This window comes from Halorubrum distributum JCM 13561, assembly GCF_000337395.1.
GTDB classification, from domain to species: Archaea; Halobacteriota; Halobacteria; order Halobacteriales; family Haloferacaceae; genus Halorubrum; species Halorubrum distributum.
Genome location: NZ_AOJF01000021.1, coordinates 1 through 24,211, shown reverse-complemented (window position 1 = coordinate 24,211; position 24,211 = coordinate 1). Strand labels below are relative to the sequence as shown.

At 70.8% G+C, this 24,211-nt stretch carries 23 protein-coding genes; 7 read left to right on the top strand and 16 right to left on the bottom strand.

What is annotated here, in order from left to right; all coding sequences use genetic code 11:
* Positions 1–109: 109 nt before the first annotated feature.
* On the top strand, positions 110–1,321 hold the full coding sequence (locus C470_RS01345) for an iron-containing alcohol dehydrogenase family protein (RefSeq protein WP_004595690.1): 1,212 nt from the start codon (positions 110–112) through the stop codon (positions 1,319–1,321).
* Positions 1,322–1,359: 38 nt separating this feature from the next.
* Here C470_RS01345 and C470_RS01340 read toward each other — a convergent pair whose 3' ends face one another.
* The 6 genes from C470_RS01340 to C470_RS01315 form a co-directional block, all read right to left on the bottom strand.
* Positions 1,360–1,749, bottom strand: coding sequence for a nuclear transport factor 2 family protein (locus C470_RS01340; RefSeq protein WP_008364689.1), 390 nt, complete (start codon positions 1,747–1,749; stop codon positions 1,360–1,362).
* Positions 1,733–2,926, bottom strand: coding sequence for a potassium channel family protein (locus C470_RS01335; RefSeq protein ID WP_008364687.1), 1,194 nt, complete (start codon positions 2,924–2,926; stop codon positions 1,733–1,735). Before C470_RS01335 ends, C470_RS01340 begins: the two co-directional genes overlap by 17 nt.
* Before the next feature lie 77 nt (positions 2,927–3,003).
* Positions 3,004–3,531: a hypothetical protein gene (locus C470_RS01330; protein WP_008364685.1), complete on the bottom strand. Its 528-nt coding sequence runs from the start codon at positions 3,529–3,531 to the stop codon at positions 3,004–3,006.
* A gap of 37 nt (positions 3,532–3,568) precedes the next feature.
* Positions 3,569–4,507: a methenyltetrahydromethanopterin cyclohydrolase gene (mch, locus tag C470_RS01325; RefSeq protein ID WP_008364683.1), complete on the bottom strand. Its 939-nt coding sequence runs from the start codon at positions 4,505–4,507 to the stop codon at positions 3,569–3,571.
* A gap of 637 nt (positions 4,508–5,144) precedes the next feature.
* Positions 5,145–5,357: a hypothetical protein gene (locus C470_RS01320; RefSeq protein WP_004595684.1), complete on the bottom strand. Its 213-nt coding sequence runs from the start codon at positions 5,355–5,357 to the stop codon at positions 5,145–5,147.
* An 80-nt stretch (positions 5,358–5,437) separates the two neighbouring features.
* Complete coding sequence (locus tag C470_RS01315) at positions 5,438–5,920, bottom strand: hypothetical protein (protein WP_004595683.1); 483 nt, start codon at positions 5,918–5,920, stop codon at positions 5,438–5,440.
* A 261-nt stretch (positions 5,921–6,181) separates the two neighbouring features.
* Between C470_RS01315 and C470_RS01310 the strand changes: the two genes are divergently transcribed.
* The 5 genes from C470_RS01310 (at position 6,182) to C470_RS01290 (ending at position 12,569) form a co-directional block, all read left to right on the top strand.
* On the top strand, positions 6,182–6,904 hold the full coding sequence (locus C470_RS01310) for a DUF726 domain-containing protein (protein WP_004595682.1): 723 nt from the start codon (positions 6,182–6,184) through the stop codon (positions 6,902–6,904).
* Between the two features lie 92 nt (positions 6,905–6,996).
* Positions 6,997–7,839 carry a translation initiation factor eIF-2B gene (locus tag C470_RS01305; RefSeq protein WP_004595681.1) on the top strand — a complete coding sequence of 281 codons (843 nt, stop codon included), beginning with the start codon at positions 6,997–6,999 and terminating at the stop codon, positions 7,837–7,839.
* A gap of 145 nt (positions 7,840–7,984) precedes the next feature.
* Entirely contained in the window at positions 7,985–8,971 is a 987-nt protein-coding gene (locus tag C470_RS01300; RefSeq protein ID WP_008364680.1) for a DUF7260 family protein, read from the top strand.
* Between the two features lie 229 nt (positions 8,972–9,200).
* A complete protein-coding gene (locus C470_RS01295; protein WP_008364679.1) occupies positions 9,201–11,330 on the top strand; it encodes an AMP-dependent synthetase/ligase in 2,130 nt (709 codons plus the stop codon).
* Positions 11,331–11,393: 63 nt separating this feature from the next.
* Positions 11,394–12,569 carry a sensor histidine kinase gene (locus C470_RS01290; protein WP_008364677.1) on the top strand — a complete coding sequence of 392 codons (1,176 nt, stop codon included), beginning with the start codon at positions 11,394–11,396 and terminating at the stop codon, positions 12,567–12,569.
* A gap of 44 nt (positions 12,570–12,613) precedes the next feature.
* Here the strand turns inward: C470_RS01290 and C470_RS01285 are convergent, their stop codons facing one another.
* From C470_RS01285 to C470_RS01260, 6 genes are all read right to left on the bottom strand, one after another.
* Positions 12,614–13,939, bottom strand: a complete 1,326-nt coding sequence (locus C470_RS01285) for a tRNA (N(6)-L-threonylcarbamoyladenosine(37)-C(2))-methylthiotransferase (RefSeq protein WP_008364675.1) — start codon at positions 13,937–13,939, stop codon at positions 12,614–12,616.
* Between the two features lie 82 nt (positions 13,940–14,021).
* Positions 14,022–14,342 carry a hypothetical protein gene (locus tag C470_RS01280; RefSeq protein WP_004595676.1) on the bottom strand — a complete coding sequence of 107 codons (321 nt, stop codon included), beginning with the start codon at positions 14,340–14,342 and terminating at the stop codon, positions 14,022–14,024.
* Positions 14,343–14,415: 73 nt separating this feature from the next.
* Positions 14,416–16,986, bottom strand: a complete 2,571-nt coding sequence (locus C470_RS01275; RefSeq protein ID WP_008364674.1) for a hybrid sensor histidine kinase/response regulator — start codon at positions 16,984–16,986, stop codon at positions 14,416–14,418.
* A gap of 114 nt (positions 16,987–17,100) precedes the next feature.
* Complete coding sequence (sucD, locus tag C470_RS01270) at positions 17,101–17,970, bottom strand: succinate--CoA ligase subunit alpha (RefSeq protein ID WP_008364672.1); 870 nt, start codon at positions 17,968–17,970, stop codon at positions 17,101–17,103.
* Positions 17,967–19,112, bottom strand: coding sequence for an ADP-forming succinate--CoA ligase subunit beta (gene sucC / locus C470_RS01265; protein ID WP_004595673.1), 1,146 nt, complete (start codon positions 19,110–19,112; stop codon positions 17,967–17,969). The genes sucD and sucC overlap by 4 nt, the downstream gene beginning before the upstream one ends.
* Before the next feature lie 96 nt (positions 19,113–19,208).
* Positions 19,209–20,618 (bottom strand): class II fumarate hydratase, encoded by a 1,410-nt coding sequence (locus C470_RS01260; RefSeq protein WP_008364669.1) that lies wholly within the window; start codon positions 20,616–20,618, stop codon positions 19,209–19,211.
* A 195-nt stretch (positions 20,619–20,813) separates the two neighbouring features.
* Here C470_RS01260 and C470_RS01255 point away from each other — a divergent pair, with 195 nt between their 5' ends.
* Positions 20,814–21,491, top strand: coding sequence for a hypothetical protein (locus tag C470_RS01255; protein WP_008364668.1), 678 nt, complete (start codon positions 20,814–20,816; stop codon positions 21,489–21,491).
* 24 nt (positions 21,492–21,515) lie between these two features.
* Here C470_RS01255 and C470_RS01250 read toward each other — a convergent pair whose 3' ends face one another.
* From C470_RS01250 to C470_RS01235, 4 genes are all read right to left on the bottom strand, one after another.
* Complete coding sequence (locus tag C470_RS01250; RefSeq protein WP_008364666.1) at positions 21,516–22,043, bottom strand: hypothetical protein; 528 nt, start codon at positions 22,041–22,043, stop codon at positions 21,516–21,518.
* 39 nt (positions 22,044–22,082) lie between these two features.
* Positions 22,083–22,406, bottom strand: a complete 324-nt coding sequence (locus C470_RS01245; protein ID WP_004595669.1) for a BolA family protein — start codon at positions 22,404–22,406, stop codon at positions 22,083–22,085.
* Between the two features lie 39 nt (positions 22,407–22,445).
* Positions 22,446–23,543, bottom strand: coding sequence for a TrmB family transcriptional regulator (locus C470_RS01240; RefSeq protein ID WP_008364664.1), 1,098 nt, complete (start codon positions 23,541–23,543; stop codon positions 22,446–22,448).
* A gap of 71 nt (positions 23,544–23,614) precedes the next feature.
* Positions 23,615–24,211: sulfatase/phosphatase domain-containing protein (locus tag C470_RS01235; protein WP_008364662.1), on the bottom strand; the 597-nt coding region annotated here is incomplete at its 5' end.

Here is a 24,211-nt window from a genome sequence, read left to right as displayed (position 1 = left end):
GGAGACGAGGTCGGCGAGTCGGCGAAGCGTCCGACCTCACCCCGCGAACGACCGCGGTATGCGGCCCCTTCCCACAGCTACAAACCGCCGCCCCGCGTATCGCCCAGCGATGCTACCGATCGCGGACTCCTTCGAACACGTCCACCGCGGCTGCGAGATCCGGTACGGGCGAGGCCGAATCGCCGACCTCGGCGGCTGGCTCGGCGAGCGCGACCTCGACGACGCGCTCGTCGTCTGCGGCTCGAACACGGGCGCGAACGACGCGCTGATGGACCCGGTCAGGGAGGGGCTCGGCGACCGGCTCGCCGGGATATTCGACGGGACGACTCCCGACAAGCGGGTCGAGACCGCCTTCGACCTGCTCGACGCGCGCGCCGAGGTCGGCGCGGACGTCCTCGTCGCGGTCGGCGGCGGCGCCAGCCTCGACATCGCCAGGCAGGCGACGCTGCTCGCGGCCGACGGCCGCGACCTCGGCGAGATCCGCGCAGACGCGGAGGCCGGACCGGACGCGCTCGGCGAGCTCGCGCCCGGGAGCGGCCCCGCCTTCCCGTTCGTCGTCGTGCCGACGACGTTCGCGGGCGCGGACGTCTCGACCGGCGGGTCGCTGGAGGTCTTCGCGGCCGAGGAGTCGCCGACGGGCCAGCCGGTGAACGTCAGCGGGAGCGGCGCGTGGCCGGTCGCGGACGTGGCCGACCCGGCGCTGTTCGAGACGACCCCGCAGTCGGTGCTGGCCGGGTCGGCCATGAACGGCTTCGACAAGGGGATCGAGACGCCGTACGCCCGCGACGCCGACCCGGTGAGCGACGCGGCCGCGGTCCACGGGCTCCGGCTCCTCTCGGACGCGCTGCCGCGCGTGGCGGGCGACCGGCCCGGCGGCGAGGAGGCGACGGACCGCGCCGTCGTCGGGGCGCTGCTCGTCCAGCTCGACCGCAAGATCAGCGTGATCCACGCGTTCGGCCACGGGTTCGCCCGGCGCTACGACGTCCAGCAGGGCGCGATCCACGCTGTCGTCGCGCCGCACGCGCTGGCGTACCTCTTCGACGAGGTCGACGCGAGCCGCCGGGCGCTCGCGGCCGGGCTGGGAGTGCCGACCGACGGCCGCGACGACGACGCGATCGCGGAGGACGTCGTCGAGGCGGTGGCCGAGGTCCGCGACGCGCTCGACGTGCCGAGCCGGCTGCGGGACCTGCCAGAGACCGACGAGGACGACCTCCCGGCGATCGCCGAGTTCGTCGCCGAGGACCCGCCGATGGCGCGCGCGCCGGCTGGCCTCGACGCGACCGCGGAGGGGATCCTCGGCGTGTTGCGCGCGGCCTGGTAGGCGACGGTGACGCGGGCGGCGTCGACCGCGCGACGTTACTACTCCGCCGCGTACGTCTCCAGCGCGGCCAGCGTCCCGTCGTCCGCGTCGACGTCGAACACGTCGACGAACGCGAACAGTTCCTCGCCGTCGGCGTCGAGCAGCCGGCCGCGGACCGCCACCCCGGGGCCCGCCGGATAGACGCGCTCGACCGCGTGGGTCGTGTCCGTGTTCGGCCGCTCGTCGCGCATGAACGCGACGAAGCGGTCGCGTCCCTCGAAGGTGCGGTCGGGGCGCCGCTGGACGAAGTCGGGGTCGAGCAGCGACGCCAGCCGGTCGTACTCGCCGGCGTCGAGCGCGTCGTAGTAGGCCCGGGCGAGAGAGGCGGGGTCCGCGTCAGCGGGGGCCACCTCCCCTCGCTCCCCGTCCGCCTCACGCCGCGAGGGCATCGAACTCCTCGGCCGAGGTCCGGGTCCCCTTCGCGATGATCACGTCGCCGCCGCGGAGCGTTGTGTCGATGTCGGGCCCCACCAGCCACTCGTCGTCCGAGCGCCGGATCGCGAGGACGCTCGTCGAGATGTCGGTCGCGGGCACGCCGTCGACCACCTCGGTCCCGTCGAGGTCGCTCCCCGCGGCGACCTCGGTCCGGGTGATGATCTCGTCGGACTCCTGGACCGCCATCTCCACGACCGGGTGGACGTCGAGGTCGCGGCGGACCCCCTCGGTGATCGCGAGCGCGGCGTCGGAGATTTCCTCGGTCGCGACGCCGAGGTGGATGAGCCCGCGCAGCGACACCGGGTCGGCGGCCTCGGCCGCGGCCCGAAGGGTCCACGCCTCGAAGCGCGACTGGAGCGCGTCCACCTCGATCTCCAGGTTGCTCACCTCCTCCGCGAGCTCCTCGTTGTCGAAGAGGACGGAGCCGTACGCGAGGTCGACGGCGAGCTCCGAGAGGTTCTTCATCAACACGATCGAGTCGACCGCGCGTTCGAGGTCGTCGATCGCGGGCTCGGCCTCGGGCTCCGGCTCGAACGGCTCGCCGCTCAGCTCGGGGTAGACGTGCGCGACGCCGGCCTCGGGGCCGCGCAGAAGGGTCACGTCGCCCGCCACCAGCCGGGTGGTCGGTCCGGGGTTGAGGATCCAGTCCTCGTCGCGCCGGACCGCGATGACCCGGACGCCGGTCACCGACTCGAGGTCGATGTCGGCGAGCGTCCGGCCGGCGTACGCGGAGTCGGCGGCCACCGTCCCGCGGACGAGCGTCTCGACGCCGGCCGAGAGCGCGCCTCGCATCGCGTCCGGGAGGCCGATCTCCTCGGTGACGATCTTCGCGATGTCGCCCGCGGCGTCGGCGACCTTGTCGGCGGCGGCAATGACGCCGAGGACGGGCGCGAGCGTCTCCGCCTCGCTCGGGTTCCGCGCCGCGAGCATCAGGCTCATCCGGGCGCGCATCTGGAGCACGTCCATCCGGTGTTCGAGCTCGACGACCTCGTGGGCGACCGTCGGGCTCCCGTGGAGGACCGCCGAGTACGAGAGGTCGATCAGCAGCTCCGCGGTGTCCTTCATCTCGACGAGCAGGTCCTTGACGCTCGTCGGCTCGTAGCGGACCGTGCGCCCGTCGAAGCGTCCCATGCGACTCCCTCTCCGGCGGCGAGTAAAAGGCTTGTTGCGGGGGCGGCTGAACGGTCGCAGCGAAGCCGCCGGCCGGGTCAGAGCGCGTCGCCGGCGACGTACGCCGGTCCTCCCCCGGGCGAATCCGGAGCGCCGTCGACCGGCGCCGCGAGGTCGACGAGCGCGAGCCAGCCGAGCAGCCGGGCCGCGCGGTCGCGCCAGGCGGTCTCCCACTCGGGGTTCCGGGCGCGGTCGTGACGCGGGACCCGATCGCGAGTGGCCGCGAAGAGGTCGTCCGGGGTCAGCGGGTCGTCGTGCGAGGCCGCCCGCAGCGCGGCGAGCGCCTCCGGAACGAGGAGGACACCGTCCCTGAGCCCCTCCCGGACGCGCTCGGGGGTCGGCTCGGTGTCGGCCCGGACGAACCCCCGCGAAGTCTCCTCGACGAGGCCGAGCGCGCGCAGGAACGCGAGCCAGTCGTTGGCGGTCTGTCGGTCCGGGAGGTCACGGCGCCGCCGCAGTCGGGCGCAGCAGTCGTCGGTATCGCCGGGGACGAGCGGGACCGCGCGCTGGTACTCGCGGAGCGCGTCGAGGTCGGCCGGGGGTTCGGGGACGGGTTTGAGGCGCACGGGGTTCTGGGGCTGAGTCGGCCGGTCGTCGCTCGGCTCAGCGGTAGCCGAACGACTCCGCGAGCAGTTCCTCGTCGGTCTCGCCGACGGTGTAGACGGGGCCGTCGACGACATCGACGGTGACCTGCGCCGGGGCGAACACGCTCTCGGGGACGTCGTAGAAGTCCCAGTCGGCGTCCTCGAACACGTCGACGAACGGGGTGCCGTACTCCTCGCTGGCGGTCGAGACGATCTCGTCGAAGCGGTCGTCGTCGCGCGCGACCTGGAGGTGGACCTCGCCGCCGTACGCCAAGGCGTCGTTCGTCCGGCCCATCGCCTCGGTCTCGTCGCGGGTCGGGGGCGCGAGCGGCGCGGAGCCGGAGGCGTGGAGCACGTCCGTGGGCTCGTAGCCGACCTCCAGCAGGCGGAAGACGGCGAGCTCGGCGGCGCGGGCCGCGGTGGTGACGGAGCCGGCGGTCGAACCGGTGGCGAACGTCGGGAGGAACACGCCGTCGGTGTCGACCTCGGCCATGTCCGCGACCTGCTCGGCGACCTCCTCGTCGGGGAGCGCCGTCGACTCGATCGCGAGCGTGGCGAACTCGGAGGAGTCGTAGTAGCCGACGCGCTCGAACTCGGTCTCGCGGCCGACGAGCGCGCGGGCCGGCCCGGAGCCGAGCCCCTCGAAGCCGCCCTCGGTCGTGATCTCCCAGCCGGCCTTCTGCGAGCAGAGCAGCGCCACGGCGGGGTGGTCGGTCGACAGCTCGACGTACTGGCGCGGCGCGCCCGCGAGCTCCCCCATCCGGGTCTGAAGGTTCGCGAGCCCGGCGGTCTGGATCTCCGCGAGCAGCAGTCCCGCCTCGACGCCGCCGGCCGCGTCGATTCCGAAGTCGACGACGGTGGCGCCGTTGTCCAGCTCGTAGCCGACGACGTCCAGCTCGCCGGCGAAGTCGAGCGCCTCGTCGACCAGCTCGATCGCGGTCCGGTTGATGCTTTCCATGGACGAGGGTACTCGCTCCCCGTTTAAGGGGTTTGGTTGTTCGACTTGCGGCCCGCGGCTCTCAACTACTTAAAAGCGAACGCATCCCGCGTTCAGTTGTTTATAAATGAGAGGTGCCGTCGGCGCGTGCCTGTGAGCGCCCGGAGGGCGCGAACAGCACCGCGCGAGGGAGTCGGCCGACCGGAGCGAAGCGAAGGGAGGCCGACGAGGCTGGGGAGGCGTGAGGCGCGGGGCGGTGCTGTGCGGGGCGGGACTCAAAGGGGCAGCCGCGAGGCGGGCGCAGGCGACGCAAGCACCGCAACGAGGGAGCGAACGGAGTGAGCGACCGAGTGAGGAGCGCAGCGAGCGTGCGCCCGCCTCGCGGCTGGGGCTTTGGCGGTGTTCGCCGCCGATCCACTCTCGATTATTTATAACGGGCGGTTAGGGCTTCGGCGGTAGTCACTGTCGATCTGCTGGCGTCGATTCATAAACAGGCGGCTGGGACTTTGGCGATTCCCGGTGGTCCGCGGCCGCTCATTTATAAATAATCCCACGAGACGAGGCGCGTCGCTCTCAGTTCAGCGGCAACTGCTTATAAATGCGAACTCATCGAAATCGACGCCGGACTGCCGAACCGCGCCGACAGTCCCGACGGCCGTCACTCGCTGATGAAGTACCGGTAGCCACCGAGCGCGACGGCGAGGACGGCGGCGGCCGCGCCAACGAGGAACAGCGCGGTGCTGCCGGAGTCGTAGCCGTACGGGACGGCGAGGTCGGTCCACCGGTCCAACGCGAGGAGGGCGACCGCGAGGAGGGCGACGGCCGCGCCGACGGCCCTCCCGAGCGGGGAGTTCGATCGGCTGCCGGGCATACGCGGCGATTCCGGCCTTCAACTGAAGTATTTTCCGGCGTAACGGATGCTGCCGCCCGAACGGGGGTCGACCCGACCGCTCACCAGAAGCCGCCGTCGGAGTCGTCCGGTCCGCCTGCCTCGCCCGGACCTCCCGGTCCGCGGGGTCCGCTCGGCCGCGGGTCGGGGTTGATCTCGACGGGCTCCGCCTCCGCTTCCGGATCAATCTCTCGCCCCTCCTCGTAGCGGACGAACGAGAGGTAGAACGGCTCGCCGCAGCCGACGCCCTCGGCGTCGGGTTCCCGGTACGGCTCGTCGCCGCCGACGTCGGTGCCCCGCACGCCGTCGTGCGGGTCCCAGTCGACGCCGTCGCTCTCGCCGCAGACGAACCGGACGCCGTCGGCCTCGACGGCAGTGTCATCGCTCTCACCGTCCTCCTCCCCGTCGAACGGCTCCGTGGGCGCGACGTACGTCCATCCCTCCAGCGGGTACGGCGTCACCGACTTGTCCGCGAGATACCCCTCGCGGTCGAGCGCGACGAGCGTCCCGCAGTGCGGACAGTAGTACGTGACCGGGTAGCTCATACGCCTCGTACGGTATCCATTTATAAACAGCCGTCGCCGCCGCGTCAGCTATTTGATCGTCCGGGGCGACGTTCCGACATCTCATCCGATACCCCCGCTGACGGCTCGGACGCATCGGACGGTCCCTCTGGCCTCGTCACGCGACGACGCCTCCTCTACGGCGCCGCGGGTGGAATCGGCCTCCTCGGGGGCGGCGGCCTCTACGTCGCGAACGCGCTCGACGGCGACGCCGGCGGGTACGAGGCGCCCGAGACGCAGCCGATGGTGTCGACGCGGGGGCGCCTCGACGCCGGCGACCCGACGGAGCGGTCGGGGGCGTGGGCGTTCGACGGGGCCGACTCCGTGGTCCTGTTCGTCCACGGTCTGGGGGCGGACGCGGAGTCGGCCCGAGATCTGGCGTACACCGCTCGGCTCGGACTCGCGGCGGCGAAGGAATCCAGCGAAGAGACCAGCGCCCGCCCCGTGATCGGCTACTCGTGGGCGTCCAACGTCGACTGGGGACCGGCCAAGGAGACCGCCGACGCCAACGGCGTCCCGCTCGCCGATTGGCTGACCGCCTGGGCGGACGAGGACGGCCGACCTGTCCACCTGTTCGCCCACTCGCTCGGCGCCCGCGTGACGGGCGCGGCGCTCCGCGAACTCGCCGACTGCGGGCGGCCGGACGCCCTCGCCTCGGTCTCGCTGTTCGGCGGCGCGATCCCGCGCGACAGCGCCGCCGTCGACGGCCGATACGGCCCCGCGATCGCGGCGATCGACGCACCGGTCTACAACTTCCACAGCCGGAACGACCGCGTCCTCGGCTGGGTGTACCGCGCCTCGGACCGGACGCGAGCGGTCGGGCACGGCGGGCTCGCTGAGGGCGCGACGGCGCCCGACAACTACGCCGACGTCGACGTCACCGACCTGGTCGCGGACCACTACTCGTACGTCGAGCCGGAAGAGGGGTGTCTGCCGCGCGCGGTCGACCGACTCGGGTTCGAGTAGTCCGCCGGGCGCCTCGGCGCGCCGGCGGCGATTCGCTGCGCCGCCGGCTCGCCCCCGGAACCCCTTTTACCGGCGCGGCCGACCGTTCGGGCATGATCGACGAGACCGTCGCCGAGATCCGGGCGATGCGGACCCACAGCACGTCGGCGGTGGCCGTGAAGGCGACGCGGTCGCTCGCGGACCTGCTCGACCGCGAGTACGTGACCGTCGACGAGTTCGAGCGCGACCTCGAACACAACGCGGGCGTGTTGCGCCGGTCGAACCCCTCCCACGCCGCGCTTCACAACGCGATGCGCGACGTTGAGCGCTCCATCGTCGGCGAGGCGACGAGCGTCGAGGGCGCGAAGCAGCTGCTGGAGGACGTGATCGCCCGCGTCGTCGACGACATCGAGACGGCGAAGGGAGAAGCCGCCGCCAACGCCGCCGAGCGCATCGAGGACGGCGACACGCTGCTCGTCCACGACTACTCGACGACGGTGCTGGAGGCGATCGAGAACGCCGCGCGCGACGGCGCCCACCTCACCGTCTACGTCACCGAGGCGCGCCCGCGCACACTCGGCCGCAAGACCGCTCGCGTCCTCGCGGGGATGTCCCGCGTCGAGACGCGGATGGTCGTCGACGGCGCGATGGGGTACGCCCTCCGGGACTGCGACCGCGTCCTCCTCGGGATCACTTGCATCACGGGCGGCACCTACTACAACCGGATCGGCACCTTCCCCCTCGTGGTCACCGCCCGCGAGCTCGGCGTCCCCGTCACCGCGGTCGGCTCGGGCGCGAAGACCATCGAGGAGTTCCGCTTCGAGAACGAGTTCCGCGACGCCGTCGAGGTGATGCGCGAGCCCGTCGAGGACGTGGAGATCGAGAACCCCAGCTACGACGCAACGCCGATCGGGATGATCGACACCGTGATCACCGACGACGGCGTCCGGAACTGAGCGGGCCACGGGCAAGTCGCGCGTGCCGCACCGGTCACCGTCGTACTTTTCGGGCGTCGCCGCAGCCGCTCGAACGCCGCGTAGCCCGTCGAACGACTCCGTGCGGCCCAAAACGCTTTGTGCGTGTACCGTGTTAACAGATACAATGAGCGTTCATCCGGGTTCGACGGCGGTCTTTCAGATTCCAGATCAGGGGGTGACGGGCGCGAACTGCGGGAGCGGCTGGTGCGAGCTGTGGGCGGTCGCGACCGAGCCGGGAGTGATCACGGCGGTCGCGCTCGCCGGCGTGCTCGCGCTGCTGGCGTTCGCGTACGTCCGCGACGCCGAGTCGGCCTGTCGCAGCGAGCGGCGCCGCGTCCTCGACGAGCGGGACGCGTTCGAGTCGTTCGCCGACCGGGTCGCGGGGATCGACACCGTCTCCGTCGCGACGGACGCGACGCCCTCCGGCGTGCCCGCCGGCGCGCTCCGCGGACTCGACGGCCCGGGCGGCGGCCGGCGCCCCGGAAACGGGCCGGCGGGCGACAACGGGACGCTGAGGCGGGTGATGGCCGCGTACCACGACACCGTGTTGTCGCTGCCCCACTACCGGGCCGAGTACGACGAAACGGCCGCAGAGAGCCTGGCCGCCGAGCTCGGCCCAGACACGGCGACCGCGCTGGCGTCCGACGGGGGGTTGTCCGCCGGCACCCGGTCGGCGCTCGTCGACCGGAGCCGCCGCGCCGCCGAGGCGCGCGAGCGACTCGTCGACGCGATAGACGAGGAGATCGGTGAGCTGGGCGACCGAGAGGCGACGCTGTCGTCGATCGACCGCCGCCGCCGCCGGCTGCTCGGTCACTTGGAGGGGATCCGGTCCGGCCGCGAGACCGACGCGGCGATCGACGTCTGGAACCGGCTGGCGGAGCTCGAAGAGGAGTGCGACGACCTCGCCGCCGATCGCCAGCGCTCGCTGGACGACCCGCCGCTGACCCCCGAAACGGCGCTCGACGGCGACCGCGAGCGCCCGTTCTACGACTACCTCTACGGCTCCACCGACGGGCCGCGCTACCCGATCCTCGCGCAGATCGCGGAGGTCGCCGACGGCATCCGGGCGGACAGAGACCGCGTCGGCACCCGGATCGCCGGCGGCCGCTGACCGCTTGGTAGTCGCTGTTCGCCCGCTGTTCGCCCACTGACCGCTCACTGACCGCCCACTGACCGCCCACTGACCGCCCACTGACCGCCCACTGACCGCCCACTGACCGCCCACTGACCGCCCACTGACCGCTCACTGACCGCTCACTGACCGCCCAGCGGCCGCTCCGAGCGGAGAGAAACTCAAAACTACCGGATTGTTTATGAAGGTAGGGCGGGACTGAGCGTGTATGAGTTGGCAAGCGGCGGAACGAGCGTTCACGGACGACGCGGTCGCCCGGGAGACGCTCTCCGAGATGTTCGAACGCACCGCGGAGCGACACGCGGACCGGATCGCGCAGCGGTACAAGGGGGGGATCCACGACCGGTCGCTCGTCGCCGCCGGGGTCGTTCCGGAGGCGCCCGCGGGCGAGTACGCCGACCTGACGTACGCCGAGATGCGCGGGATCGTCCGGAACCTCGCCGCGGGCTTCCGCGAACTCGGCGTCGACGACGACACGCGGGTGGCGATGTACTCGCAGACGCGCATGGAGTGGGCCCAGACAGACTTCGCGGCGCTGGCCGCGGGCGCCGTCGTGACGACGGTCTACGCCTCCTCGTCGCCGAGGCAGTTGCGGTACCTGCTGGAGGACCCCGAGGCGACCGTCGTCGTCGCCGAGAGCCGCGAGATGCTCGAGGACGTGCTCGCGGTGCGCGGCGACCTCGAACACGACCTCGACGCGGTCGTGACCGTCGACGACGTGGACACCGACGCGATCTCGGCCGCGGACGTCGGGGTCGACGCCGACGCGCTCGACGACGGCGCCCTCGACGACGTGTACACCCTCGGCGAGGTCCACGAGCGCGGCGCCGACGCGTTCGACGAGGCGACCTACGAGGGGTGGATCGACGCGGCCGACGTCGGCGACCTCGCCAGCCTCATCTACACCTCCGGCACCACCGGGAAGCCGAAGGGCGTCCGCCTCACGCACGCGAACTTCCGCGACAACGTCTCGCAGTGTTACCGTCGGTTCGCCGACCGACCCGACCGCGACCCGGGGGTACCCGGTATCTCCGCGGAGACGACCACCCTCTCGTTCCTCCCGCTGGCGCACGTCTTCGAGCGGATGGCGGGCCACTACATGATGTTCGCCGCCGGCGCGACGGTCGCGTACGCGGAGAGCCCCGACTCGCTCCGGGAGGACTTCGGGCTGGTGCGCCCGACGACGACGACCAGCGTCCCGCGCGTCTACGAGAAGCTGTACGACGCGATCCGCGAACAGGCGGCCGAGTCGCCAGTGAAGGAGCGCATCTTCGAGTGGGCGGTCGGCGTCGGCCGCGCGCACCACGAGGCCGACGACCCCGGGCCCCTGCTCGACGCCAAGCGCGCGGTCGCCGACCGGCTCGTCTTCTCGTCGGTCCGGGACGCGATCGGCGGCAACGTCGACTTCTTCATTTCGGGCGGCGGGTCGCTGTCGGCCGAGCTGTGCGCGCTGTACCACGCGATGGACCTCCCGATCTTGGAGGGGTACGGGCTGACGGAGACGTCGCCGGTGATCTGCGTTAACCCGCCCGAGCGGCCGCAGGTCGGCACCATCGGCCCCCCGGTCGTGAACACCGAGATCGCGATCGACGGCTCCGTCGTGGGCGAGGAGGTCGCGGACCTGGCCGGCGACGTGGGCGAACTCCTCGTCCGCGGCCCGCAGGTGACGGACGGCTACTGGAACCGCCCGGACGCGACCGCGGAGGCGTTCGTCGACGCGGACGACCTCCCCGACGACGTCGTCACCGCCGGGACCCCGGCCGACGAGCGCGTCGGCGTCGACGGGAAGGGATCCGACGGCGCGGACGACGACAGGGCGGCCGAAGACGCGGCGGCGGCCGCCGCGGAGCCGTGGTTCCGCACCGGCGACATCGTCCAGCTCAGGCCGGACGGGTACGTCGCCTTCCGCGAGCGCGCCAAGCAGCTGCTCGTGCTCTCGACCGGGAAGAACGTCGCCCCCGGACCGATCGAAGACCGGTTCGCCGCGAACGAGTTCGTGGAGCAGTGCGTCGTCCTCGGGGACGGCCGGAAGTTCGTCTCCGCGCTCATCGTGCCGAACTTCGAGAAGATCGCGGCGTGGGCCGACGCCGAGGGGATCGACCTGCCCGACGAGCACGCGGCGATCTGCCGCGACGACAGGGTCCGCGAGCGGATTCAATCGGAGGTCGACCGCGTGAACGAGGAGTTCGAGTCGTACGAGAAGATCAAGCAGTTCCGGCTCGTCGAAGAGGAGTTCACCGAGGACAACGACCTGCTCACGCCGACGATGAAAAAGAAGCGGCGGAACATCTTAGACCGGTTCGCCGACGAGGTCGAACTGATCTACGAGGAGGACTAATGCCGTCCGTCTCGGCGGGTCTCCCGAGAAAGTCCTAAACGTCGGGAAGGAGTACCGCACTCGATGACCTCCCTGACCCCCCGCGTCGGATTCGCCGCGCTCGGCGTCCTCTCTGCCGGGCTCGGCGCCGGACATCTGGCGCTCCAGGGGAGTGGCGTGGGCTCGCTGCTCGAGTCGGCGCTGATCGTCGGGCTCTCCGGCTTCGTCTTCTACACGGTGTACGACCTGCCCGACTGGGGAATCTCGGTGTCCGGCCGGTGGCGGGCGGTCCGGATCGCCGCCCTGACCGCCCTCTCGTTCGCCGCGCTCGCCGGCGTCGTCTGGCTCATCTGGCTGCTCGAACACCACGCGTTCAAGCTTTCCTTTCTGATCTCGTTCGCCGCGAGCCTCGGCGCGGCGGTCGGGTCTCGTGCGGGACCGTACGCGGTGAAGGCCGACGAACAGCTCGCCGAAGCGCAGGAGCTCGCCACCCTGCTCTCCATCAACGACCGCGTGCTGCGCCACAACATCCGCAACGAGCTGTCGGTCGGGCTCGGCTACCTCGACGGGATCGAGGACGTCGAGGACGACGCGGAGGTCGCGGAGCGGGCGGCGATCGCTCGGACGCACCTCGAAGCCCTCGTCGAGACGAGCGAGCGGACCCGCCGGATCGCGTCGATCTGGCGGACCGAGTCGCGCCAGTCCTTCGACCTCGTCGCCGTCGTCGAGGAGCGAGTAGCGGAGTTGACCGCGGAGGCGCCCGGCGTCGCCGTCCGGACGGAGCTGCCGGACCGCTGTCTCGTCCGTGCGCACCCGTCGCTCCCGCTCGCGATCGAGGAGGCGCTGCGGAACGCGATCGAACACAACGACGACGACGTGACGGTCACGGTGCGCGTGGATCGGGACGACGACGCGACGACCCTCTCGATCGCGGACACCGGGCGGGGGATCCCGGAGATCGAACGGGAGACGCTCCGGAACGCCGAGGAGACGCCGCTGGAACACACCGAGGGACTCGGGCTGTGGCTGATATACTGGACCGTGACCCGGGCCGGCGGAACGGTCGAGTTCGCGGAGAACGACCCGCACGGGACCGTCGTCCGGATCCGGCTCCCGGATCACCTCGAATCCGACGGGTCGATCGGCCCGGTCCCGGAGGCCGTCGGACTCGGCGATCGGGCGGAGAGGCCTTCCGGATGGAGCGACTCTGACTTCGCCGGAACCGGGAGAACGGACCCGGATCAGGACGGGCCCGCCTGAGCCGACGCCCCGGAGAAATACCGCTGGCGACGTGGCTCGGGTCGTTACGCCGACGAAGCCGTCGATTCCGGCCGGTCGTCGCGCTCGACCGAATCGCCGTCGACCGGGTCGCGCTCGATCTCGACCGGGTCGCCGAACGCGTACACCGTGTTGTGGCCGGTCACCTCGACGGTGAGGAAGTCGCCGACCTCGACGCCGCGATCGGTCGCGTTCTGGACGATGATCTGTCGGTAGGCGCCGTCGCGGCACTTCACGGAGTCGCCGGTCCCCTCCTCGACGACGAGCGCCTCGAACGTCTCGCCGACCATCGACTCGTACGCCTCGCCGACGACCTCCATCTTCAGCTCGGACATCGCCTTCGAGCGCTCCTTCTTGACGGTCCCGCCGAGCCCCTTCATGTCGGCGGCGTCGGTGCCGGGGCGCTTCGAGAAGCGGGTGACGTTGATCTTCTCGGGGCGGACCTCGGCGAGCAGGTCCATCGACAGCTCGTGGTCGGCCTCGTCCTCGGTGGGGAAGCCGACGATGAAGTCGGTCGAGAGCGTCCAGTGGTCGAGGCGGTCGTCGAACGTCTCGACAACCTCGCGGAACTTCTCGACGCGGTGCTGCCGGCGCATGTCTTCCAGCACGTCGTCGGAGCCCGACTGGACGGGTGCGTGGATGAAGTCGTACAGCTCCTCGTTCTCGGCGAACACGTCGGCGAGCTCCTCGTGGATCCCGTGGATCCCGCCGGGGTTCGCCATCCCCAGCCGGACCCGGAACTCGCCGTCGATGTCGCAGATGCGGTCGAGCAGCTCCGGGAGCTTCCGGTCGCCGTTATCCCAGCCGTAGACGCCCGTGTCCTGGCCGGTGACGCGGATCTCCTTCGCGCCGGCGTGGACCAGGGCCCGGGCCTTCTCGACGTTCTCCTCGACGGACGGGGAGTCGACGCGGCCGGTGGCGAACTTGGTGATACAGTACGAGCAGTTGCTCATACAGCCGCGCGCGATGGGGAGGATGCCGACGACGCCGTCGAGGACCGGCTCGGCGTCCGGCGTGACCGTCGGGCACTCGCCGTTGAGGACGTAGGAGGGGACCTCGTCCCAGTGGAGAATCTCGGCGTCGACGTCCGCGTCGGCGAACATCTCGCCCTGCGCGAGCGCCATACAGCCGGTGACGACGAGCTCGGCCGTCATATCCGACAGCTCCTCGGCGCGGCGGAGCATGTTCCGCTCGGTCTTCTCGACGACGGTACAGGTGTTGAGGATGGCGACGTCCGCGTCTTCGGGGCCGTCGGCCGGGCGGTGCCCCCCGTCGCGGAGGGCGCGCTCGATCTCCCGGCTCTCTCCCCGGTTCGAGCTACAGCCGTAGGTTTCGATGTGGTACGTCGCCATCGGAGTGAGTTTGCTACCGGTCCCGGGGGCAAAAGCGCGACGGATCGGGGCGTCGGTGGGACGAGGCGAGCACCTTCGGGCCTCAGTCCTCGGCGACAGCGGCGGCCGGCGCGTCGGCATCGGAGGCCGACTCGGCGGTCGCCTCCGGCTCGTCGACGGGATCGCGCTCCGCGGGCGGCACGGCCTGGTAGACGGAGCGGCGGGCGTCGCGGGGGCACAGCCCCTCCTCGACGAGCCCGACCTCGGTGAGCTTCTCGACCGCGAACCGGACGGTGCGCGTCGAGAGGCGGGTCTCCTCGGCGAGGCCGGTCTGGTCGAACCTCCCCTCCGCGTCGAGCACGTAGTAGACCAGCTTGGCGCTCGGCGGGAGCGGTTCGAGCAGCTTCCGGGTACCTTCGTCCATACGTTACGTACAGGGGCGATTCGCGCATAACCGTGGCCCGCCTGTGCGCCGTCCGCGCACGCCAACCCGGTTTTTATATACCAGCTTGCTGGCGGAACTCGAACCGAGCGCCATCGTCGCCGTCGATCGACAGCTCCCAGCCGTGCGCGGTCGCGATCTCGCGCACGATCGCGAGGCCGAACCCCGTCCCGTTCGACGCGCTCGAACGGCCGTACTCCGTCGCCGCCTCCGGGTCGATGTCGAAGCCGGCCCCGTCGTCGGCGACGTAGAATCCGTCCGGGAGCGACCCGACGGAGACGGTGAGGTCGGCGGCGTCGGTGTCGCCTTCGGCGTCGGTGTCCGAGCCGAGCTCGGCGCTGTCGTCGGGCTCCGACCGACTGTTCGCGGACCCGTGTTCCACACTATTTATAAACAGGTTCTCGAACAACGTGCGGAGCCGCTCCGGGTCCGCCTCGACCGCGGCCGTCGCCTCGGAGACGTCGAGCGTCGCGTCGTCGGTGTCGACGGTGCGCCACGCGCGTTCGGCGGCCTCGTCCAGCGGGACGGACTCGATCTCGTCGACCGTCCGGCCCTGCCGAGCCAGCGCGAGGAGGTCGTCTATCAGCTGGCTCATCCGGTCGTGCGCGTCCTCGGCCCGGTCGAGCTCTTCGATGACGGCGGCGTCGTCCGTCAGCGACCGGGCCAGGTCGGTCCGCCCGGCGGCGACGTTGAGCGGATTCCGGAGGTCGTGGGAGACGAACCCCGCGAACTTCTCCAGCCGGTCGATCTCCCGCTGGAGCGCGGCGTCGCGGTCGCGGAGCTGCTCGGTCCGCTCGGCGTGGTCGAGCGCGACCGTGACGTTCGCGGCGAGGACGCGGGCCAGCTGGAGGTCCGTCTCGTCGAAGAAGCCCGGTTCGCGCGCCCCGAGCGGCATCGCGCCGTGGTCGCCGAGCGGCACGACCAAGAGGCTCCTGAGTTCGCCGTACCCGACCGCGGTGTCGACCGCGGCGAGGTCGTCGACCACGACCGGCTGACCCGTCTCGAACGCCTCCCAGACGCGGCCGTCGCCCGGACCGAACGCCGGCCTGTCACCGAAGGCCTCCGTCGCCTCCTCGCTTATCGCCGTCGGGCGGAGGACGTTCGCCTCGGGGTCGTACAGCCGGACGCCGCTGTTCGGGAACTCGAGGATATCGATCGCCGCACGGGACGCCAGCGCCGCGATGTCCGCGCGGTCCTCGCCGCCGAACATCTCGCGGGTCGTCGCGTGGAGCCGGCGCAGCGTCCGCTCGACGCGCTTCTGGTCCTCGATGTCGGCGTAGACGCTGTAAATGACGGTCTCGCCCGACTGTTTGACGGGAATGACGTGGAGGATGAAGTCGCGCATCCCGTCGGCGGTCCGGCGGCGGACCTGGCGCCGCGATGGCTCGTCGCGTTCGAGCACCGCCTCCGGTTCGAGCCGCTCGGCGGCGGCCGGGATGATCGCGTCCCGAACCTCCTCGTACCCGCTGTCGGCGCCGTACCCGAACGTGCGCTCGAACGCCTCGTTGGCGGCGTCGAGGCGGCGACCATCCTCGCCGAGGGCGACGGTGCGGACAGCCGGGAGCGGTAGGTCGTGGAACAGCGCCGTCAGCCGGTCGCGCTCCCGTCGGAGCTCGGCCTCCGTCTCGATCCGCTCGATCGCGTTCGCGGCGTGCGAGGCGATCAGTTCAGCGAACTCCACGTCGCGCTCGTCGAACGCGGCGTAGCCGTCGGAGACTGCCTGTAACACGCCGTGCGAGCCGATCGGAACGCTGATCGCCGACCGAATGTTGTCGGCGACCGGGTCGGCCACCGCCGATCCCTCCCGTCGGTCGGTCCCGGATGCGGACCGGCCCGGAGAGGAGGGGTCCTCCAGTTCGTCCGGGTCCGCGGGGTCGACGCTGAGGTTGTCGACCACGATCGTCTCCTGGTCGGCGACCGTGGTCCCGACGACGCCCTCGCCGACGTCGAACGTCCGGACCTCCGCCTCGGTGACGCTCTCTGAGAGGACCGCGGGGACGACCCGGTCGCCGCGCCGGCGGGCGGTGACGCAGCGGTCGAACTCGAGGATCTCCTCGGCCGCGTCGACCGTGCGCTCGAACACCGTCGAAACCTCGGTCACGGACGCCAGCGCCGTCGCGAACTCGTGGATCGCCGTGACCTTCGCGTTCACCTCGCGGAGGTCGCGCTCCGCTCGGCGCCGGCCGAGCGCGTTCGCGACGCTGTTCGCGAGCATCTCGTAGCGGTCCCGCCCGGCGCCCTTCTGGAGGTAGTCGGTGACGCCGGCGGAGATGGCCTCGCTCGCGATCTCCTCGCTCCCCTTGCCGGTGAACAGCACGAAGGGGATCCCGGGGTCGAGCTCGCGGACCGATTCGAGCAGTTCGAGCCCGTCGGCCCCCGGCATGTCGAAGTCGCTGACGACGCAGTCGACGCGCTCGCTCCGGACCGCGTCGAGCGCCTCGTCGGGGGACGTGCGAGTGATCGGCTCGATGCCGTCCACGAGTCGCTCGACGTGAGTGGCGGCGAGGTCGGCCGCCCCGGGCTCGTCGTCGACGAACAGGACGCGGGTCGCGCCCTCGGTCGGTCCCGACGCGTCGGTTTCGGCCGCGCCGGCGTCGGGCGGCGTCTCGTCGGGACCCGAATTCATGTGCGTGTGTTACCCTACCGCTAATTTTAGCTTTCGCTCCGACTACCGATATTGAAAACCGGAGTCCGAGCCGAAACCGGAGCCGACGGGGGACGCGATGCGTCGCGAGGCGCCCTAAAGGAAGTCCTCGACGTGGTCGGCGACCTCCTCAGGGGTGTCGCCGACGGGGACGCCCGCGTCGTTGAGCGCGTCGATCTTCGACTGCGCGGTGCCCGTACCGGAGCCGGAGACGATGGCGCCCGCGTGGCCCATGCGCTTGCCCGGCGGCGCCGTGCGCCCGGCGATGAAGCCGGCGACCGGCGTGTCCATGTGCTCGCCGATGAACTTCGCGGCCTGCTCCTCGTCCTCGCCGCCGATCTCGCCGCACATCACGACGGCGTCGGTGTCGGTGTCGGCCTCGAACGCCTCGAGGGCGTCGACGAAGGAGGTACCGATGATCGGGTCGCCGCCGATGCCGATCGCGGTCGACTGGCCGAGCCCGCGCTCGGTGAGGTTGTCGACGACCTGGTAGGTGAGCGTGCCGGAGCGGGAGACGAGCCCGACGTTACCCTCGGAGAAGATGTTGCCGGGGAGGATGCCGAGCTTCGCCTCGCCGGGGGTGATGATGCCCGGACAGTTCGGGCCGATGAGGCGGGTGTCGGTCTCGCTCAAGCGCTTGTTCACCTTCGCCATGTCCTGCGTCGGGATCCCCTCGGTGATCGCGACCGCGAGGTCGAGGTCCGTGTCGAGCGACTCGAAGATCGCGTCGGCGGCGAACGCCGGCGGCACGAAGATGACGGAGGCGTCCGCGTCCTCCGCCTCGACCGCCTCGTGGACGGTGTCGTAGACGGGGACGCCGTGGACCTCCTGCCCGCCCTTGCCGGGCACCGCGCCGGCGACGACGTTGGTGCCGTACTCGATCATCTGGCCGGCGTGGAACTTCCCCTCCCCGCCGGTGATCCCCTGGACCACCACTCTGGTGTCGTCGTCGACGAAAATGCTCATTGGGTCACCTCATCCGCGTTCTTCACCGCGCGCTGGACCGCGTCCTCCAGCGTCTTCTCGACCTCGACGAGGTCGGTGTTCAGAATCTCCATCCCCTCCTCGGCGTTCGTGCCGGCGAGCCGGACGACCACCTTCTTGGGGATCTCGTCGAACTGCTCGAGCGCCTCGTTGATCCCCTTGGCGACCTCGTCGCCCCGGGTGATCCCGCCGAAGATGTTGAACACGACGGCGTCGACGTTGTCGTCGGAGAACACCATGTCGAGCGCCTGCGTGACGCGCTCGGCCTTCGCGCCGCCGCCGATGTCGAGGAAGTTGGCGGGCGAACCGCCGTAGTAGTCGACCAGGTCCAGCGTCGTCATCACGAGCCCGGCGCCGTTGCCGATGATGCCGACGTTGCCCGAGAGGCGGACGTAGTCGAAGCCGTACTCGCCGGCCTTGCGTTCGAGGTCGTCCTCGTAGGACTCCTGGGCCATCTCGGCGAGGTCCGACTGGCGGAACAGCGCGTCCTCGTCGATGTTCATCACGGCGTCCGCGGCGACCACGTCGCGGTCGCCCGTGATCATGACCGGGTTGACCTCGATCTCGGAGGCGTCGTTCTCCTCGTAGAGGTCGTACAGCGTCGAGAGGATCGAGGCCACGTCGAGCGCGACGTCGGCGTCGACGCCGGCCTCGTAGACGACCTTGCGGGCCTGATACGGGTGGAGCCCGAACGCGGGGTCGACGTGCTCGCGCGCGATCGCGTCAGGGTTCTCCTCGGCGACCTCCTCGATGTTCACGCCGCCCTCGGTCGACACCATCAGGACCGGCTTCCCCTCGCCGCGGTCCATCGTGACGCCGACGTACAGTTCGTCGACGAAGTCGACGCCCGCCTCGACGAGGACCTGATCGACCGTGTAGCCCTTCAGGTCCATGCCGAGGATCTCCTCGGCGTACTGCTCGGCCTCCTCGCGGTCGGTCGCGATCTTGATCCCGCCGGCCTTGCCGCGGCCGCCCACGTGGACCTGCGCTTTGATCGCGGCCGGGTAGCCGATCTCGTCGACGGCGTCGAGGGCCTCGTCGACGCTCGTCGCGAGCCGGGAGTCCGGAACCGGGATCCCGGCGTCCGCGAAGAGAGACTTCGCTTGATACTCGTGAAGTTTCATCCGTGTGGGATCGGTACCGACATCGGCTTAAATGGTTCCGATCCGGCGCGAACGCTCCCCCCGACGCCCGCGGGCGAAACGCGAACGTTGGGTCCCTTAGTCCTCGTCGCCGAGAATGACGCGGTGGGTCATCGCCTCGGGGTCGAGCACCTCGTCGGCCTCCTCCTCGGTGAGGTAGCCGGCCTCGACGGCGGCCTCGCGGACGCTTTTGTCCTCCTTCAGGGCCGTCTTCGCGACCTTGCTGGCCTTGTCGTAGCCGATCGCGGGGTTCAGCGCGGTCGCCAGCGCCATCGACTGCTCCACGCGTGTCTCGCAGTGCTCCTCGTTGGCCTCCAGCTTCCCGACGAAGCGCTCGCCAAACGTCTCGGCGACGTTCGAGAGCAGCTCCGCGGACTCGAGGAAGTTGTGCGCGATGACGGGCTTGTACAGGTTCAGGTCGATCTCGCCGCGGGCGGCGCCCGCGGAGACGGCGGCGTCGTTGCCGACGACCTGCTTGTGGACCTGGTTGACCGACTCCGCGACGACCGGGTTGATCTTCCCGGGCATGATCGAGGAGCCGGGCTGGTTCTCCGGCTGCTCGACCTCGCCGAGGCCGTTGCGCGGGCCGGAGGCGAGCAGCCGCAGGTCGTTGGCCATCTTGTTCAGGCTGCCGGCGATCGTCTTGAGCGCGCCGTGGCCCTCCGCCATCGCGTCGTGGGCGGCCTGCGCCTCGAAGTGGTTCGCCGCCTCGCGGAACTCCGTCCCGGTCTCGTCGGAGATGTACTCCGCGGCGAGCTCGGGGAACTCGGGGTGGGTGTTGAGCCCGGTCCCGACAGCGGTGCCGCCGAGGGCGAGCTCGCGGAGGTTCGACTGGACGCCCTCGGCGCGCTCGATCCCCTTCGCGACCTGCGTCCGGTAGCCGCTGAACTCCTGGCCGAGCCGGATCGGGGTGGCGTCCTGGAGGTGCGTTCGCCCGGTCTTGACGACGCCGTCGAACTCGGTCTCCTTGGCCTCGAGCTCGGCGTGGAGCGTCTCCAGCGCGGGCACGAGGTCCTTCTCGACCGCCTCCAGCGCGGCGACGTGCATCGCCGTCGGGATCACGTCGTTCGACGACTGGCCGTAGTTGACGTGGTCGTTGGGGTGGACAACGCGGTCGCCGATCTCCGCGCCCGCGATCTCGGCCGCGCGGTTGGCGATCACCTCGTTGGCGTTCATGTTCGAAGAGGTGCCGGAGCCGGTCTGGAACACGTCGACCGGGAACTGGTCGTCGTGCTCGCCCGCGATCACCTCGTCGGCGGCGGCGACGATGGCGTCGGCGGTACCCTCGTCGATGAGGTCGAGGTCCCGGTTCGCCTGCGCGGCGGCCTTCTTCACGACGCCGAGCGCGCGGATGAACCGCCGGCTCATCGGGATCCCCGAGACGGGGAAGTTCTCGACGGCGCGCTGGGTCTGTGCGCCCCAGTAGGCGTCCGCCGGCACCTGCATCTCGCCGAGGCTGTCCTCCTCCGTGCGGTAGTCGTCACCCATGCGCCGACCTTCCCGCGAGACGCTGTAAAAGGTACTGGAAGGCGCCAGCGCGCGGGAATATGCGAACGAGTACCGAATTGGGTGGTAGCATGCGACACGGGTCAGGGCGGCCGGGAAAATCGAACAAAAACGGCCGAAAATCGGCGCAAACGCTTCGCCCTTATATATCGCTCCGTCGGCAACGGCCGGGCGCACATGAGCTCGAACGACTCTGCGATCGGCACGGCGCTCGACCGCGACACGGTCCGGTCGACGAGCAAGCTCCTGATCGGCGCGCTGGCGGTGGTGGGCGTCCTCGCCGTCGTCACGCTCCTGCCGGGCGTCGACCGGCTCGTCCCCTTCGCGCCCGTGACGTTCGCCGCGGTCGCGACCGCCGTCGTCGCGCTCGCGGTGGCGGGCATCCTCCTGTACGCCGCGCCCAAGTTCGCGCTGCTGACGCGCCTGGCGCTCGGCGAGGCCGACGCGGAGGGGGACGCTCGCCCGGACCGGATCGTCGAGAACGCGGGCGGCGTGGTCCACTGGCTCGTCGTCTTCGGGGCCGTCCTCGTCGCGTACCGCGGGCTCGCCGGCGTCGCGGTACCGGTGTTGAACGGCGCCGCGTGGGCGTACGACGCCGCGTTCCTGTTCGTCGCGCTCGTCCCCGTCGTGTTCCTGGTCGCCCGCCTGACGGTCACGGTCGACCCGCTCGCCGAACTGGTCGCCGACCGCGTCGCGGGCGACGACGGCACCGCAGATAACGACGGGGCCGGCGAAGACGGCACCGCAGACGGCGACGGGGTCGGCGAAGACGGCACCGCAGATAACGACGGTGCCGGCGGCGACTCCGCGGATAAATCCGACAGGACGACCGCGAGCGAGACTGACGACGGCTGATCGAAGCGTCGACACGTCGGCGCCTTATTTAAATACGAACGGGAGCGTCACGAGCGCCCCGTTGAACCCGAACGCGACCAGCACCAGCAGTCCGAGCGGGGAGTCGTCGCCCGGGTAGGTGGCGAGGACGACGAGCGAACCGACCCCCAGCGCGGCCAGCCCGACCGTAAGCGCGGCATCCGACCACCGGTTCCACGCATCGTCGAGCGCGGGTTCGAGCCGCGCGAGCGGCCAGTCGGGGTCGGAGTCACCGCGGGCGCGGTCGGAGCGGTCGGTCCACGGCGTGTCGTCGGCCGGCTCGTCGAGCCACGCGTCGCTCTCGGCGTCCGGGTCCTCGCTGTTCGCCGGGGTCGACTCGCCTCGGCCGAGCAGCCGCCGGACTCCCGACCGGCCCGCGGCCGCGAGCAGCGTCGCGGTCCCGAGCGCGGCGAGCCCGCCGAGGACGGCCGGGGAGGTGACGCGCGCTTGGAGCGCGAGAAAGAGCGCGACGAACGACAGCAGCGAGACCGCGGCGAGGATCCCACGCGCGGCGCGTGCGAGGTCGGATCGCATCGGTGTGAGGTATTGAAGGGCTTACGACGCGGGTGGGGGTCAGGCGTCGTCGACCGGGAGCAGTCCCGCCTCGCGGAGGTCGTCGTCGAGCGTGCCGTCGCCGTGTTCCGCGTACGCCTCGGGCGTGTACGTCTTGATCTCCAGGGCGTGGACGGACCGCGTCATGTGGTCGCCGACCGCGTCGTACACGCGCTGGTGCTGGTCGACGAGCGACTCGCCCTCGAAGGCGGGCGAGACGACGACCGCGGCGAAGTGGGCGTCCTCGTCCTCGTCGTCGTGGATCCGGGGCGCGGTCACGCGGGCGACCGCGTCAGAGAGGTGCTCCTCGATGAGGTCCGCGACCGCGTCGGGTTCGATGGTCATGGTCCCGGTGGGTCGCGGACGGGCAAAAGTTGACCGGCGTCACTCCGCCGGTTCGGCGTCGAGTTCGGCCCCGACGCCCGTCACGCGGATCCGGTTCGCCTCCACCTCCTCGTAGGTCGCGCCCCACCCGCCGACGGTCCAGCGCCGCTCGCCGTCGTCGACGATCATGGAGGCGGTGCCGGTCAGCGCCAGCACGCTCGGGGCGCGGGCCTCGTCGGCGTCGCCCTCGGAGAGGTTTTCGGCGTCGACGACCTCCCCGGTGATTGTCACGGATCGGTCGCTGTCGGTCTCGCGCCCTTCGATCTCGACGTGGAGAGGTTCGTCTCCGCCGATCCGATCGCGGTTCTCGAGCAGGAACTGCCGGATGTCGGCGTACCGCTTCGGGCCCGTCGCGTCGGCCTCGTACGCGACCGGGGAGGGGATCCACATGAAGAGCAGGAAGTGCCAGAAGAAGACGTACGTGAACGACCGGTTGCGGAGGATGAGGCCGTAGTCCTCGACCGCGGCGGGGTTCGGCGCGAACGCCGTGCGGCGGAGGTCGGAGGTGAGCACGAACGGGCCGGGCCGGGAGAGGCGGTGTGCGACGCTGACGGCGCCCTCGTAGTCGGCGTCGCCGAGCGGCTCGTCGCCGTCGAGGGCGAACATCGTGACGTTGACCGTGACGCCGCGGTCGCGGGCGTCGGCCAGGTCGCCACGAAGCGCGTCGAACTGGTCGGGAGTGAGCGTCGCGTGGATCTGGGTGTCGGCGTCGCGGACGAACGTCCGCGCCGCCTCGAGCACCGTGTCGAACCGCTTGACGATGCTGACCGTCTGGGTGTCCAGCGTGGGCCGCTCGTAGCGGTCCTCGATCTCGGCGGCGGCCGATTCGAGCGCGCTCGCGCGGTCGGTGAGCCCGGAGACGATCGTCTCGGGGTCGGTCGCGCGCGCCTGGAACGTCTCCTGCTCGTACAGCTCCACGTACCCGAAGTCGTCGAGGTCGCGGAGCACGTCGTAGATCCGCGCGTCGGGCACGTCGCTGGCCTGTGCGACCTCGGTCGCGGACGCGGTCCCCAGTCCGAGCAGCGTGACGTACGCGTTCGCCTGATAGTAAGAGAGGTCCGCGGCCTGGAGGGTCTCCAGGAGTTCCTCGGTGTCCATGACGATCGATTAACTACCTCGGTGTATAAAAATCACCGAGACGCTGTCACTTCGCGTCCGGCCGGCACGCCTCACTCGATGTCCGGGTACGGCACGGGCCCGTCGAGGAGGGGGTCGTCGGTCGACGCCATCCAACTCTCCAGTTCGTCGCGCAGTCGGTCGAGGGCGTCGACGTGGGCCGGGTCCGGGTCGCTCGCCTCGGCCGCCGGCTCGAACGGCTTCTTGTCCGAAGCGAGGTTCTCCGACTCGTCCGGGTCGGCTTCGAGGTCGTACAGCTCCTCTGCCGGGCGCTGGGGGACGTGGAACTCCTCGTGGACCTCGCGTCCCGAAGCCGTCGGCGCGACGTCCATCGGGACGAACACCTTCGGCAGCACGGAGAAGTTGCGGACGTACTTGTACCGCTCCGTCCGGATCGCCCGGATCGGGTTGTAGCGGTCGTGCCACGTCATCTCGGCGAAGATCCGGTCGCGCTCGTCGTGCGGTTCCCCGCGGAGCAGCGGCGCGAACGACTCGCCGGAGGCGTCCGTCGGCGGGTCGACGCCGAGCAGGTCCAGCATCGTCGGCGTGAAGTCGACGTTCGTGACGAGCGACTCGTGGACGTTTCCTCCCTCGACGACGCCCGGCTGGTGGACGAGGAGCGCGGTCTCGATCCTGTCTCTTATACACAT